Source organism: Actinoplanes sp. OR16, assembly GCF_004001265.1.
Taxonomy (GTDB): Bacteria; Actinomycetota; Actinomycetes; order Mycobacteriales; family Micromonosporaceae; genus Actinoplanes.
On sequence record NZ_AP019371.1, the window covers coordinates 8,250,461 to 8,265,000 of the forward strand.

The 14,540-nt window shown below is 70.8% G+C and carries 13 protein-coding genes; 9 read left to right on the forward strand and 4 right to left on the reverse strand.

Features of this window, described 5'->3' with window-relative positions; translation table 11 throughout:
• Nucleotides 1-55 precede the first annotated feature (55 nt).
• Both EP757_RS38015 and EP757_RS38020 read left to right on the forward strand, forming a co-directional pair.
• Nucleotides 56-829, forward strand: coding sequence for an ABC transporter ATP-binding protein (locus EP757_RS38015; RefSeq protein WP_232050220.1), 774 nt, complete (start codon nt 56-58; stop codon nt 827-829).
• The gene (locus tag EP757_RS38020; protein ID WP_127553172.1) at nt 826-2,805 is read left to right on the forward strand and encodes a hypothetical protein; all 1,980 of its coding nucleotides are present in this window, start codon (nt 826-828) and stop codon (nt 2,803-2,805) included. The genes EP757_RS38015 and EP757_RS38020 overlap by 4 nt, the downstream gene beginning before the upstream one ends.
• 310 nt (nt 2,806-3,115) lie before the next feature.
• Here EP757_RS38020 and EP757_RS38025 read toward each other — a convergent pair whose 3' ends face one another.
• Entirely contained in the window at nt 3,116-4,534 is a 1,419-nt protein-coding gene (locus tag EP757_RS38025; protein WP_127553173.1) for a hypothetical protein, read from the reverse strand.
• Nucleotides 4,535-4,620: 86 nt separating this feature from the next.
• Between EP757_RS38025 and EP757_RS38030 the strand changes: the two genes are divergently transcribed.
• From EP757_RS38030 to EP757_RS38040, 3 genes are all read left to right on the forward strand, one after another.
• Nucleotides 4,621-5,718, forward strand: coding sequence for a HAMP domain-containing sensor histidine kinase (locus EP757_RS38030; RefSeq protein WP_127553174.1), 1,098 nt, complete (start codon nt 4,621-4,623; stop codon nt 5,716-5,718).
• Nucleotides 5,715-6,371, forward strand: coding sequence for a response regulator transcription factor (locus tag EP757_RS38035; protein WP_127553175.1), 657 nt, complete (start codon nt 5,715-5,717; stop codon nt 6,369-6,371). The genes EP757_RS38030 and EP757_RS38035 overlap by 4 nt, the downstream gene beginning before the upstream one ends.
• 224 nt (nt 6,372-6,595) lie before the next feature.
• Nucleotides 6,596-8,473 carry an APC family permease gene (locus EP757_RS38040; protein ID WP_127553176.1) on the forward strand — a complete coding sequence of 626 codons (1,878 nt, stop codon included), beginning with the start codon at nt 6,596-6,598 and terminating at the stop codon, nt 8,471-8,473.
• Nucleotides 8,474-8,476: 3 nt separating this feature from the next.
• Here EP757_RS38040 and EP757_RS38045 read toward each other — a convergent pair whose 3' ends face one another.
• Genes EP757_RS38045 through EP757_RS38055 form a run of 3 tightly spaced genes read right to left on the reverse strand, consistent with a single transcriptional unit; the run spans nt 8,477 to nt 12,321 of the window.
• Nucleotides 8,477-10,048, reverse strand: coding sequence for a serine/threonine-protein kinase (locus tag EP757_RS38045; RefSeq protein WP_127553177.1), 1,572 nt, complete (start codon nt 10,046-10,048; stop codon nt 8,477-8,479).
• A 44-nt stretch (nt 10,049-10,092) separates the two neighbouring features.
• Nucleotides 10,093-10,725 carry a DUF6082 family protein gene (locus tag EP757_RS38050; RefSeq protein WP_127553178.1) on the reverse strand — a complete coding sequence of 211 codons (633 nt, stop codon included), beginning with the start codon at nt 10,723-10,725 and terminating at the stop codon, nt 10,093-10,095.
• A 15-nt stretch (nt 10,726-10,740) separates the two neighbouring features.
• Nucleotides 10,741-12,321 carry a methyl-accepting chemotaxis protein gene (locus tag EP757_RS38055; RefSeq protein ID WP_127553179.1) on the reverse strand — a complete coding sequence of 527 codons (1,581 nt, stop codon included), beginning with the start codon at nt 12,319-12,321 and terminating at the stop codon, nt 10,741-10,743.
• A gap of 147 nt (nt 12,322-12,468) precedes the next feature.
• Between EP757_RS38055 and EP757_RS38060 the strand changes: the two genes are divergently transcribed.
• From EP757_RS38060 to sodN, 4 genes are read left to right on the forward strand one after another with little or no spacing between them, the layout of a single operon-like run.
• On the forward strand, nt 12,469-13,020 hold the full coding sequence (locus EP757_RS38060) for an RNA polymerase sigma factor (protein ID WP_127553180.1): 552 nt from the start codon (nt 12,469-12,471) through the stop codon (nt 13,018-13,020).
• Complete coding sequence (locus EP757_RS38065) at nt 13,017-13,580, forward strand: hypothetical protein (protein ID WP_127553181.1); 564 nt, start codon at nt 13,017-13,019, stop codon at nt 13,578-13,580. Before EP757_RS38060 ends, EP757_RS38065 begins: the two co-directional genes overlap by 4 nt.
• Before the next feature lie 38 nt (nt 13,581-13,618).
• Entirely contained in the window at nt 13,619-14,113 is a 495-nt protein-coding gene (locus EP757_RS38070; protein WP_127553182.1) for a flavin reductase family protein, read from the forward strand.
• Nucleotides 14,113-14,517: a superoxide dismutase, Ni gene (gene sodN, locus EP757_RS38075; RefSeq protein ID WP_127553183.1), complete on the forward strand. Its 405-nt coding sequence runs from the start codon at nt 14,113-14,115 to the stop codon at nt 14,515-14,517. The genes EP757_RS38070 and sodN overlap by 1 nt, the downstream gene beginning before the upstream one ends.
• Nucleotides 14,518-14,540 lie beyond the last annotated feature (23 nt).

The following is a 14,540-nucleotide window of genomic DNA, read 5'->3' on the forward strand; positions in this document are numbered from 1 at the left end:
GGACACGCTGCCATCAACCCCCACCGATGTGAAGAGGGCCGGTACAGTCCGATGCGTGTCGATCAACGCCCTCGAGATACGCCGATTGGTGAAGAGCTTCGGGACGTACCGGGCGGTGAACGAGATCGATCTGACTGTCCGCTCCGGAACCGTTCACGGCATGGTCGGCCCCAACGGCGCCGGAAAGTCCACGACGATCGGCATGGCGGTCGGCCTGGTCGTCCCGGACTCCGGCTCGATCCGCGTCCTCGGCCACGACGCCGTCCGCGACCGCGGCACGGCCCGGGCGCTCACCGGCGTCCTCCCCGACGGCCTCGACCTGCCGGAACGCCTCACCGGCGCGGAACTGCTCCGCTACAGCGCCGGTCTGCGCGGCCTCTCCCGCCGGCTGGCGTCGGCCCGCGTCGACGAACTGATCGCGGTCCTGGGCCTGGCGAAGGCGGCCGGCACCCCGCTCGCCGACTGCTCGACCGGCACGCGCAAGAAGGTCGGCCTCGCGCAGGCCCTGCTGCACGCACCCCGCCTCCTCGTCCTCGACGAACCGTTCGAAGCCGTCGACCCGGTCTCCGCCGCCACGATCCGGCGCGTCCTGACCCGCTTCGTCGAAGGTGGCGGCACGACCGTCCTGTCCACCCACTCGATGCTCCTGGTCGAGCAGATGTGCGACGACGTGACCGTCATCCACCAGGGCCGGGTCGTGGCAGCGGGCCCGGTCGCCGAGGTCGCCGCGGGACGCACCCTGGAGGACCGCTTCGTGGAACTGGTGGGCGCCGACCACTCCGGCGACGCGGGTCTCGACTGGCTGACGACCCCGGGCCCGGCCCGATGACCGTCGCGGTTCCGGCCGGCCCGATCCCGATCGCGGTGAGCAGAGCGGCCGTCCCGGCACGGATGCGCGCGACCATGCTGCGCCGCTCCCTCCGCGAGAACCCCGGCCCCGCGGTGGCGGGCCTGGCCGGCCTGATCGCCGCCGCCTGGCTCATCCGGTACGGCTGGACCGGCGACCAGCACACCCTCTCGATCCTGGCCGGCAGCTGGGTACTGGGCTGGATCGTGCTGCCCCTCCTCCTCGGCGGCGGCCGTGGCCGTGTCCGCCCCGCTCACCTCCGCCTGGAACCGGTAGGCGCCCTGACCGCGTCCATCGGCCTCCTCGCCGCTTCGGCCGTCGGCATCGGCCCCGCCGTCTCGCTCCTGGCCCTGACCGCCCTCCCGGTCCACGCCGCTCAGTACGGCCTCGACGCGCTACTCCTCGCCGCTCTCGGCGCCCTCCTCCTCTGGCTGATCGGCCTGATCGGCTCCGCCGTGGCACTGGAAGCGGTAGGCCACGCCGGCGGACCGGCAGGCGCCCTCCTGACCGGCGTCTTCACCGGAACCGTCATGGGCGTGCTGGGCTCGGTCTGGGCCGTGGCCCCCTGGGTGACTCTCCTGCTGGCGGTAGGGCCACCCGGCGAGGTCGTCGAAGCCCTCGCGTACGCCCCCAGCAGCTGGCCCGTCTCCGCGGTGACCGGCTCGCCCGGCCGAGCAGCGCGCATGCTGGCCGGCCTGTTCCTGCTCGTGGCAGTGGCCTTCGTCGCCTACCACCTCCTCGTCCGCCGCGTACTGAGCACCGGCCTGCCCTTCCACCGCCGAACCATCCGCCGTATCCCGGCGCCCACCACCGTCCTCTCCGCTGCGCCCGCCACCGCTTCCGCCTCCACCGCGCCCGCCACCGCTTCCGCCGCGCCCCACCCCGCTTCCGCTTCCGCTTCCGCCTCCGCCACTGCGCCGTCGGCCGGTTTGGCGGACTCGCGGGCGCTGATCGCTCTGCCGATCCGGGCCGTAGCCGTCCGCGAGCTGCGCACCTGGCTACGCCACCCGCTCCGGCTGCAGTATCTGGCGTTCTCCGTCGTCTACGGCGCCCTGCTCGCCGGCCTGCCGATGCTCGCCGGGATCGACTTCCTCCTCCCCTGGGCCGGTCCCCTCACCGTCCTCTGGGGCGCGGCCATGTCCTCCGGCATGGTCGGCCTCGACGGCACCGCCCTCTGGATGCCTCTGACCACTCCGGACGGTGAACGCGCCGAGGTACGCGGTCGCAGCCTGGCCTGGCTGATCCTCTTCACTCCCGTAGGCCTCCTCCTCACCACGATCGGCGCCCTGGCCGCGCCCGGCACCAGCGCCCTGCTCGCCTTCACCGCCCTCCCGGCGGTGCTCGGCGCAGGCGCCGCTGTCCCGATCTGGGTCGCCCTGCTACGCATCCGCCCGGCAGCCGACCCGAGACACCCCACCTCCGCGGACAACCCCACCGACATCGTCAGCGTCCTGGTCGCCGCCGGCGCCGGTCTCCTGGCCGCGGCCCCCGCCTTCGCACTGCAGATCTGGGGCCCCGAGGTCCTTCGACGACCAGCCCTCCTGCTCGGAGTGATCTGTGGCGCGGCCGCGTTCTACGGCGGCCTCTGGCTGGCCGACGACCGTCTCGGCAGGCACGGCGCCGAGGTGATGGCCGCTGCCGGCCAGCGGACCAGGCCGGCCACCGAGACGATCCCGCTGACCTGGGACGCCGAGTGGTACCGCGAGAACCAGGCCACGGCCTGGGCACTGATCCTGCTGACGGTGGGCTGGATTCCGGTGATGCCCCAAGGTGTCATGGTTCTGGCCTTCGGTATCGACAGCGGCTGGATCATCGCCTCCCACCTGCAGGGCGGCGCCCGGACGGCCGTGGCCCTCACGATGGTCGCCGCGGGCGGGGCCATGCTGCTGGCCGGCCTGATCCTCTGGGGGAGACGCTCACCGGCCCGCGGGTCGGATGGCGCATCACCGGTCGGCTGATTCGCCTGACCCTCGGCTCACGGCGCCCTGGTTCCCGGGTCCGCGGCTCGCGGCTCCGCGGCTCCCGGCTCCTTGGATCGCGGGCTCGTTGGATCGCGGCCCCTTGGATCGCGGCTCGTTGGATCGCGGCTCGTTGGATCGCGGCTCGTTTCGCGGCTCCTGGTTCCCGGTGGAGCGGCAACGTGCCGGGCGGACCGGGGCGTACCCGCGGCCGCCCGGCAACGCCGCCCGCGCCGCGAACGGCGTCCAGGTGGGGTCATCGAACAGCAGGTGGCGATGGATCGGCCGGAACCTGCCGCGGTGGTAGGCATCAGACACCCGCAGACCGTCGAGGCAAGCCGTCGAGCAGGGACGCCCGCGTCGAGCCCGGCGGCCGCCGCCGCGATCGTCGCCAGTGGAGGAACAGCGCCAGCCCGGCCGGATAGGCGCAGAGCACCAGCAGCCCCGCCCACCACGACAACGGGAAGTATCCAGCTGACGGCGCATAGTGTGCGGTCACCTGCGGGAACTCGACGACCGTCTGCCCGGCGGCGAACCCCGCCGCCGGAGTGACCCGCAACAGCCACTGCGCGACCGGATCGGGTAGCAACGGCATCGTGGCGATCACATAGGGCACGACGACGAGCGACACCGAGACCAGCACGGCCGCCCAGCGCCGCCGCAGCAGAACACGCAGCTCCCAGGCCAGCACCGCGCACGCCGCGAACACCACCCCGAGGCCGATCGCCACCCGCGGCTCCGGAACGACGACGCCCACCCCGATCGCACCGGTGAGGAAACCGGCAGCCACCAGCGTCAGCAGCCTCCGCCGACCCGATTCGCCCCGGCCACGCGCACCACCCCTGCCGTGCGGTCCGCGCTGACCGTCAGCGTTGGGCGCGGCCGGCGGCGGCACCTCGGAGGCGGCGACCACCAGCACGATGAGGATCGCGATCGGCACGCCCAGCAGTGCGCCCGACGACGCGGGTGGGCCGTCCTCGTCGAGTGGCCCGATGTCGCCCGTGCCGCTGACCGTCACGACACCGTTCTTCTCCACGGCCCCGGACGCGTTGTGGAACCTCTCCCAATCGGTCCGGTTCATCTCGCCGACCGCGTCACTGCGCCACGGGCCGCCGGGACTGATGCTGTCGAAGACGCCGACCGCCTGTGTGAAGCGCACCTGCTCGACGGCGCCGCCGAGCATCACCTTCTGCAGGGTGAGGTCACCGGGCGACGTGGCGAAGAGCCCGATCTGCACGGTCTCGGGCAGGCCGTCGAGCCGAGCCGACCCCACGGTCTCCCACTGCTCGCCGTCGGCCGACTCGAAGCCGGTGACGGTATCGCCCGAGCGGGTCAGCCGCAGCCAGCGTGGCTCCTGCTCGGAGACGCCACCGGGCCGGCCTGCGACGTCGTGCCGATAGTCGTGCTGGAACCGGACACCGTGCTCACCGGTCAGCATGACGGCCGCATAGGGCGAGCCCTGCCGCACACCGTCCTTCACGATGATCCCGGCTTTGGCCCACGGCACCAGCCCGGACACGATCTCGTCGTGGTCGGGAGGCGGATAGGTGATCGTCCCGGTCATCGCTGTCAGCCGGACGGTGAGGCTGCCCTCCGGACCGAGATCGCGGTGCAGGAACCAGAACCGGTCGGCGACGCCTTCTCTCTCTTGTCCGCTCGCGGAGAGCAGACCCGGCGCGACGACGGCGAGAACCGCGACGGCCAGCGCGACGATGCTCCTCTTTCTCATGCCCATCGTTCTACGCACCCCGGCATGACACCAGCCGAAGCATCTCTGTCATGCCGGTGTTATGTCCCGCCCGGCATGCTGTGAGGATGTTCAGGCTTCGCGGCGGGACCGTGAGCGCACGGTTCACCATCCTTTATGCCAGCGTGTTCCTCGGCTCCGGCGCCACGCTGCTGGCTCTGGCCTTCCTGCTCGCCGGCACCGAGGTCACCAGCGTCGCGCCCGCCGGCGGTCCGGTCCCGCCGCCGTCCGTCCACGACGATCGCCAGCTGGCGCAGAGCGCGGCGATCGCCCTGCTCATGATGGCAGCGGTGTCGCTCGTGAGCGGCCGCATCCTGGCCGGCCGGGTGCTGCGTCCATTGCGGACCATCACGACCGCGACCAGGCGCATCACGGCGGAGAGTCTCGACCGCCGCCTCGCCGTCGCCGGTCCCGCCGACGAGGTGAAGGCGCTCGCGGACACCATCGACGATCTGCTGGAGCGGCTCGAGGCGTCGTTCTCCGCGCAGCGGAGATTCGTCGCCAACGCCTCCCACGAGCTGCGCACGCCGCTCGCCACCATGCGCGCCTCACTCGACGTGGCCGAGGCCAAGCCCGATGCGGTTCCCGCGACCACGGCTCTCGCCGGCCGCCTGCGCACCCAGCTCGACCGCGTCGATCACCTCCTCGACGGGTTCCTCGTGCTGGCGCGGGCACAGCACGGCGTCCTTGCCGACGCCGACACCGTCGACCTGGGGACACTGATCGGGGCGGCCTTCGATCAGAGAGCTCCGGACGTAGGAGCGAAGCACCTCACTGTCGACGTCCAGATCCCTCCGGCAACGTCCACCCGTGGAAGCCCGGCTCTGCTGACCCGTCTCGTCGAGAACCTCGTCGACAACGCCGTCCGCCACAACGAGCCCTGCGGCTGGATCCGGGTGACCGCCACGACCAGCGCGACCGCCGTCGAGCTGACCGTCGAGACCGGCGGCCCTCCACTCGAGCAGCACGATGTCGATCGCCTGGCCCAGCCGTTCGAGCGCCTGAGACAGGAGCGGGCGAGCGGCGGCTCGTCCGGGCTGGGACTGTCCATCGTGGCCGCCGTGGCGGCGGCTCACGGCGGGCGGCTCGAGCTGGTCGCCCGGGCCGGCGGCGGGCTTCGGGCCACTGTCCGGCTGGCGGCGTCATGCGGGCTGGCGGCGTCATGAGGGTGCTCGTCGTCGAGGACGACCACGATCTGGCCGAGGTGGTCGTGGAGGGGCTCACGGACACCGGGATGGCGGTCGATATGGCGGATGACGGGCTGGTCGCCGTGGCGAAACTCGACCTCGCGCCCTACGACGTGGTCGTGCTCGACCGCGACCTGCCGGGGCTGCACGGTGATGTGCTGTGCCAGCAGATCACCGAGCGGCCGGACCGGCCGATGGTGCTGATGCTGACCGCGGCGAGCGCGCCGGGCGATCGGGTCAGCGGGCTGACGCTGGGGGCGGACGACTACTTGGCGAAGCCGTTCCACTTCCCCGAGCTCATCCTGCGGATCCAGGCCCTCGCACGCCGCCGGCCGGACGCTCGCCCGCGGATCCTGCGCGTGGGCGGGATCGAGCTGGATCCTGTGCGCCGGACGGTCTTCCGGGACGGGCGCCGGCTCGCGTTGTCGGTGAAGGAGTTCGCGCTGCTCGCGGAGCTGTTACAGGCCAGCCCCGGGTTCCTCAGCGCGGAGACGTTACTGGAGAAGGTGTGGGATGAGAATGCTGATCAGTTCACGAATACGGTCGCCGTGACGGTCGGCCGGGTGCGCCGCAAGCTGGGCGACCCGCCGGCGATCACCACGCTGCCCGGAGTCGGATACCGCGTGACCTGACTCCGCCCGGCGCGGGGCTCCCACGGCGCGCGACTGCGACGGCGCGCGACTGCGGCGGCGGCGGGACTGTGACGGCGCGCGGCTCCGACGGCACGCGACTCCGAGCGACGCGCGCGGGGAGAGGTGGCCTCGGGACTTTGACGTTTTATTAACGCCTGGCGGTGGGCGTTGCCGGGCGGCGGGATGAAAGATCGTGAGGAGGTTCGGGGAGAAACGGAACAGGCATGACCACGGTGCGCGGATGGATGCTCGAAGGGCTCGACGAGGAGGCCGAACAGGAGAGCGGGAAGCCGCACAGCTGGTGGAAGGTCATGTGCCTGACCGGGGTGGACTACTTCTCCACGCTGGGTTATCAGCCGGGGATCGCGGCACTGGCGGCCGGGGTACTGTCGCCGCTGGCCACGCTGGTGCTGGTGCTGGTGACGTTGCTCGGGGCGCTGCCGGTCTACCGCCGGGTGGCGGCGGACAGCCCGCACGGCGAGGGCTCGATCGCCATGCTGGTGCGGCTGCTGTCGTTCTGGAAGGGGAAGCTGTTCGTCCTGGTGCTGCTCGGGTTCGCGGCCACCGACTTCATCATCACGATCACGTTGTCGGCGGCGGACGCGACAGCGCACATCGACGAGAATCCGTTCTGGCCGGAGTCGTTGCGTGACCAGCACGTGCCGGTCACGCTGGTGCTGATCGCGCTGCTCGGCGGGGTGTTCCTGAAGGGGTTCACCGAGGCGATCGGGATCGCTGTCGCGCTGGTCGGCGCGTATCTCGCACTGAACGTCGTGGTGATCGGGGACGCGCTGTGGGAGGTGATCACTCATCCGCACGCGGTGACCGACTGGACGCATGCGCTGACGACGTCGCACGGGAGTCCGCTCGCCATGGTCGGGGTCGCGCTGCTGGTGTTCCCGAAACTGGCGCTGGGGCTGTCCGGGTTCGAGACGGGTGTGGCGGTCATGCCGCACATCAAGGGCAACCTCGAACAGCGGATCCGCGGCGGGAAGCGGCTGCTCACCACGGCCGCCGTGATCATGAGTGTGTTCCTGCTGACGAGCAGTGTCACGACGACGGTGCTGATCCCGGCGGAGCAGTTCCAGCCGGGCGGGGAGGCGAACGGGCGGGCCCTGGCGTACCTCGCTCACGAGAACCTCGGGACGGTGTTCGGCAGTGTCTACGACATCTCCACGATCGCGATCCTCTGGTTCGCCGGCGCGAGCGCGATGGCCGGCCTGCTCAACCTGGTGCCGCGGTACCTGCCCAAGTTCGGCATGGCGCCGTCCTGGGCGCGGGCGGTGCGGCCGCTGGTGCTCGTGTTCACGGCGGCGGCCTTCCTGATCACCTGGATCTTCGACGCGGATGTCGACGCGCAGGGCGGGGCGTACGCGACGGGCGTGCTGGTGCTGATCACCTCGGCGGCGACGGCGGTGACGCTCTCCGCGCACCACCGGGGACAGCGGAAGAGGACCTGGGCGTTCGGCGCGATCACGGCGGTCTTCACGTACACCACGGTGACGAACGTGATCGAGCGGCCGGACGGGGTGAAGATCGCGGCGTGCTTCATCGGGGCGATCATCGTGGTGTCGCTGCTGTCGCGGGTGTTCCGGGCGTTCGAGCTGCGGGTCACGGCCATCGACGCCGACCCGGTCGCCGAGAAGTTCCTGGCCGAGGCCGGCAACCGGCAGATCCGGCTCATCGCGAACGAGCCGGAGGGGCGCGACGCGCGGGAGTACTCGGAGAAGCTGACTCAGATCATCGCCGACAACGACATGACCGATCAGCGGGATGTGCTGTTCGTCGAGGTCACGGTCACCGACGCGTCGGACTTCGAGACGGAGCTGCATGTGCGGGGCGAACTCCGGCACGGGCGGTACCGCGTACTGACCATGGAGAGCTCTTCGGTGCCGACGGCGCTGGCCGCCCTGCTGCTCTGGGTGCGCGACACCACGCACCGGCGGCCGCACATCTACTTCGAGTGGACCGAGGGCAACCCGGTGACGAACTTCGTGCGCTACCTGATCTTCGGGCAGGGTGAGGTCGCGCCGGTGACGCGCGAGATCATCAGGCAGGCGGAGCCGGACCGCAAACGCCGCCCGCACGTCCACGTGGGGTAGCGGTCAGGAGGGCAGCGGGCCCCGGTCCACGAAACTGAAGCTGGAGGCCGGCGGGTTGTCGCCCACTTCGTCGACGAACAGCGACTTGTCGTCGTCGCTCCACTGGACATAACCGTACGAATCGTTGTAGATCCAATAGGTGGGCCGGCCCTGATCGTCGGTCTGCTCGCTGCGGACCAGTTCGAAGAGGGTGGCCTTCGTCGCCGTGCACTCGGCCGGCACCAGCTGCGACCCCACATCAGGGATGATCTTCACGCCGACGCAGCGGTCTTCGGCCGGGTCGTACATGGACCTGATCAGGTAGTCGACGCCGAGCGATTCCAGCGCGAACAGCGACCTCTGCCCGGTGCCGTCCCCGACGACGACCTCGGTGGAGCTCGACTCCAGCGCGAGATCACGGTCGATTTCGGACACGTGGATCAGGGTCTGCCGGTTGCCGCGCAGGATCGCGGCGAGCCGTTCCTCGGGCGTCACCGGCTCCGGGCCGGCGGCCGGCGCCGAGGGTGCGGACGCCGGGGCGGTGGGCTGCGCACCCGCGTCGTCACCAGCGGATTGAACCGGAAGGAAGCGCACTGCCGCCCCCACCCCCGTCGCGATCAGCACCCCGAGCGCAGCCGACAGGGCAATCCACGAACGGCGCTTCGATCGTACGGGGACCGCAGCATCCGAATAATGAACACTCCCGGACACCGCGTCAGCAGCCGGAACCGCGACGGAGGCGGCTGCCGGAACCACGGGAGACGAGCCGCCGCCCGGCGCCGACGACGCCAGGAGCAGGTCGAGCAACTCCCGGGCCGTGGGGCGCTCGACCGGATCCTTGGCGAGGGCACGTTCGACCACATCGACGAGCGAGTCCGGCACCCCGGTGAGATCGGGCGCCTGGGTGAGGATCCGCATGGCGGTGGCGGCCGCCGACTCGGCAGCGAACGGCGTGCGCCCGGTGGCCGCGTAGACGACGACCGCGCCCCACGCGAAGATGTCAGCGGCCGGCGTGACGGGCCGGCCGTCCACCGGATCGAAGCGTTCCGGGGCCATGTACGCGACGGTCCCGACCATCTGATCGGTCCGGGTGTGCTGGCTGGTCGCCTCGAAGGCACGGGCGATCCCGAAGTCGATCACCTTGATTCCGCCGCGGGCGAAGAGCACGTTCCCCGGTTTGAGATCGCGGTGGATCACGCCGGCGCCGTGGATCGCGGTGAGCGCGGTGGCCACCCCGACGGCGACGCTGTGCAGGGCCGATCCGGTGAGCCGTCCCCTGTCCCGGACCTCGGCGGCCAGGCTGGGCCCGTCCACGTACTCGACGACCAGGTACGGCGGCTCGTGATCGGGGTCGGCGTCGATGACCTCGGCGGTGGAGAACGGCGGCACCTGCTGCGCCCGGTTCACCTCGCTGCGGAAACGCGCCCGGAACTCGGTGTCGGCCACGTACTCCGGCCGGACCGTTTTGATCGCCACCGGCCGCCCGTCCGGACCGCGCCCGAGGAAGACGGATCCCATGCCGCCCTCGCCGAGCCGGCCGACGATGTCGTACCGGCCGAGCCGGGCCAGGTCCCCCGGCCGTAGCGGCATGCTCATGTGACGCTCTCCCCCTTCGCCGCGGGCGAGTGTACCGAGGTGGATCATTCGTGGTGAGGCGCGGCGTCCCCGGCTGTGGCGGCCTCGGCGAGTCGCCGCTTCGCTTCTTCGTAACCGCTGTTCACGGCGTTCATGAACTGGCCGGGCTTCTTGAAGTAGCGGGCGTTGTCGGTCCAGGTCGGCCCGTAGAGCTCCCACCAGGCGTGCCGCCGGCTGTCCATGAACAGCCAGGTGGCGTGGCCGCGGACGGCGTCGTCGTCGATGAAGTCGAGCTGCCAGAGCAGTTCCCAGTTCTGCACCCAGAGGTTCGAGTGCATGTCCAGCATGATCGTCTCGGTGGTGCGGGGGCTGAGCTCGTTCCGGACCGTCAGCTCCGGCTTCTCCAGCGACAGCCGCAGGATCTCCAGCTGCCGGTCCTTGATGGCGAGCAGTTGCTCGGCGCGGGTCTGCCGGTTCTGCAGGAGCAGCGTGACGCCGACCCCGCAGATGGCCAGGGCGGACAGGACCGCCGATACGCCACCGTAGGCCTGGCCCACATTGGACAGCTGGCTCCAGTCTGCCTCACCGTCCGGCGACAGCCACCGCATCATCAGCGGCGAGAAGACCACGAGGATGAGGACGACGGCGAGCAGCACGAGCAGAAGAGACGTCCGGGCGAAGCGGGTTCGGGAGCTCATGCCCCCAGGATGTCGTCAGTAGACAAACCGGGAGACGGCAGACTGCAGCTCACTCGACATGCGGGACAGCTCGGCCGCGGAGCGCTGGGCGTCGCCGACCGATTCGGCGGTCATCCGGGCGCTCTCGGCCACGCTGGTGATGCCGGTGTTGATCTGCCCGGTGGCGTTGGCGGCCTCGGAGACGTTGCGGTTCATCTCGGCGGTGGTGGCGCTCTGCTCCTCGACCGCCGACGCGATCGTGGTGGTGTAGTCGCTGATGTGGCCGATGATCTCGCTGATCTCGCCGATGGCGGCGACCGCGTGGTTGCTGTCGTTCTGGATCGCCTCGACCCGGCGGGCGATGTCCTCGGTGGCCCGGGCGGTCTCCTGGGCCAGGTCCTTGACCTCGCCGGCGACCACGGCGAACCCCTTGCCGGTCTCGCCGGCGCGGGCGGCCTCGATGGTCGCGTTCAGGGCGAGCAGGTTGGTCTGCTCGGCGATCGCGGTGATCACCCGGATGACGTCGCCGATCTGCCGGCTGGACTCACCCAGCGTCGCGATGGTCTGGTTGGCGGTGGCGGCCACGTTCACGGCCTTGCCGACGACCTCGGCAGCGGCGTTGGCGCTCTGCGCGATCTCGGCGATGGCCGCGCCCATCTCCTCGGAGCCGGCGGCGACGGTGGAGACGCTCAGCGAGACGTCGTCGGAGGCGGTGGAGACCATCCGGGCCTGCTCGGAGGCGGTGGCGGCGCCCTCGTTGATCTGGTTCGCGATCGTCGAGGTCTCCTCGGCCGCGGCGGCGAGGCTCTGCGCGGCGGCGCCGACCGAGGCGACGACGTCGCGGGTCTGGGTCTGCGCCCGGGACAGCATCTGCGCCATCTGGCCGACCTCGTCGCGGCCGGCCACGTCGACGGTGTCGGTGAGGTCGCCGTCGGCCATCGAGGTGAGCGACCTCTTGACCCGGTCGAGGCGCTTGACGATGTAGCGGGCCACCGACAGGCCCACGAAGATCGCGGCGAGCACGCCGACGATCAGGACGCCGATCTGCAGGCGTTTGGCGTCCGCCGCTGACGCGGCGCTCTCCGCGGCCCGGGTGGCGGCCTGATCCAGCTGCGCGGTGTTCTCGCTCTCGATCGCGTCCGACGCCTCGACCATGGTGGGCAGGATGGTGTCGCGATATTCGGCCGCGAACTGCTTGACCGCGCCCTTGTCGCCGAGCGGGATCAGGATCTGCTCGCTGTCGGTGACCAGCTTCTCGTACGCCGTCTCGAACGCGTCGACGCTCTCCGCGCTGACCAGGCCGGGCCGGTACGCCGTCAGCCCCTCGTCGATGTTGTTCTTCCGGGTGGCGATCTCCTCGAGGAGCGTCTCGCGGGTGGCGGCGGTCGCGACGCCGTACTCCAGGTACCGGGCGCGCAGACCCTGGAGATTGCGCTGCACCGAGGCGAGCTGGGTCAGCGGCGCCACGTTGTCGGAGTAGAGCAGCTCGTTGCGCTCGCCGAGGTCCGAGATCGCGACCAGGCCGGTGACGCCGACAGCGACAGCCGCGACCGCTGCCACGCCGATACCCGCCTGGATCTTGGTGTTGACCCGAAGGTCGGCGAACCAGCCGCTCATGCGAGCTCCTTGCCGAGAAGTTGCCGTGACCCTATTCGACCGCTTTTCATCACCGCAGGGGGCGAAACGGCCCGCACGGGTCACGAAAAATCCTCGAAAACCCAGAAAGATCCACTGCCGTGCCGGACATGTGCGGAGGTGGACCCTATGACTGCGGACGCGCGGCGGGCGCGCTTCGAGGCGGTGGCGCCCGCGGTGATCGACGCCGTGCGGCGCTACCTGGCCCGGCGCACCGATCCGGCGACCGCCGACGACGTGCTCTCGGAGACCTTGCTGATCTGCTGGCGGCGGCTCGATGACATGCCGGAGGAGCGGGTGCTGTGGGCGTACGGCATCGCTCGTCGCTGCCTGGCCAACGCGGAGCGCGGCCGGCGTCGTCAGGCGCGCGTGGCCGCCAAGGTCGCCCGCCTCGATCCACCGCAGACCGTGACCGAAAGCCATCACGACGAGGACGACGAGCTCACGGCGGCGATGGCGACCCTGCGACCCGAGGACGCCGAACTGCTGCGGCTCTGGGCCTGGGAGGACCTCGCGCCCGGCCAGATCGCCGTGGTGCTCGGGGTCTCGGTCAACGCCGTGCACATCCGCCTGCACCGAGCGAAGGCCAAGCTGCGCGAGCGACTTGATCAAGCAGGAGGAAAGAGAAAGGCCGGGAACCCCACCGGACATGAACAGCCGACGGAAGGGAGAGGGCGATGACCGAAGACGATCTGCGAGCCCGGATCCGCGAAGCCGATCCGGCGGCGTCGCTGGCCGCGCTCTCTCCCGACGAGGCGACCCGACTGGTGGAGACGACGATGACGATGACGACGACCGCAGTGAACCGGCGGCGCCACTATGCGCTCGCCGCGGCGGCGCTGGTGCTGGTGCTGGGCGGCACGGCCTGGGCCCTGACCCGCCCCGAGGAGAAGACCGTGCAGCTCACCGGGCCGGCCGGGATCGCGGCGAAGTGCGTGGAGCCCACTGCGGAGCGCCTCGCGGCCTCCGCCGATCTCGCCTTCGCCGGTACGGTGACAGCGCTCACTCCGACCACCGTCACGCTCGATGTGACCCGCGTCTACACCGGTGGCGAGGTCGGCCGCGCCGAGGTGTCACAGACCGGCGAGACCTCCGAGCAGCTGATGGGGACCGGCAAGTTCGAGTCCGGAAAGGATTACCTGGTGGCGTCGTCGGCGGGGGCCGTGATGATCTGCGGCTACAGCGGCGAGGCGACCACGCCGGGGCTGGCCGGCCTCTACGAGAAGGCGTTCCCCCGCTGAGTTGACCTCAAGTCGACTTGAGGTTTTAGCGTTTCGAGGTGTTCCACACCGATATCGATGTGACCGAGCTCTTCAAGGCGGCCTTCCGCCGGTACCCGACCGGGGTCGCGGTGATCACCGCGGCCGGTCCGGACGGGCCGGTCGGGCTGACCGCCTCGAGCGTCGCGTCGGTGTCGGTGGCGCCGCCCGCCCTGTCGTTCTCGGTGATGGGCACCCGGTCGGCCCGCGCGATCGTCGAGGCCCCGAGCTTCGCGGTCAACCTGCTCGGGCCCGGCCACGCCGCGCTGGCACACGATTTCGCCCGGGCGGACCGGCCCCGATTCACGCCCGAGCAGGGCTGGGACGTGCTGCCCACCGGCGAGCCGATGCTGCCCGGCGCCCTTGCGGCACTGCGCGGCACCCCGCTGCACCTGGTCCCGGTCGGCGACTCCACCGTCGTGGTCGCCGCGGTGCTCGAGGTGGTCCTCGGCACCGGCAGCGGCCGGCTCGTCCACCACGACCGGGAATTCATCTCTCACGAAGGACCTCTCTGATGCGTCTCCCCCGTTTTCTCACGCCCCGCCTGACCGTCAGCGCGCACTGCGACCTGCCGTGCGGCGTCTACGACCCGGCTCAGGCCCGGATCGAGGCCGAGTCGATCAAGGCCATCGCCGAGAAGTACCAGGCGAACACCGACCCGGAGTTCCGCACCCGGGCCATCCTGATCAAGGAGCAGCGCGCCGAGCTGGTCAAGCACCACCTCTGGGTGCTCTGGACCGACTACTTCAAGGCGCCGCACTTCGAGAAGTACCCGAACCTGCACCAGCTCTTCAACGAGGCCACCAAGCTGGCCGGCGCCTCCGGCGCCAAGGGCTCGGTCGACCCCGCCGTCGCCGAGCAGCTCCTCGGCAAGATCGAGGAGATCTCCACCATCTTCTGGGAGACCAAGCAGGCCTGACGCCTCAGCCCCGGCCCCTTCCG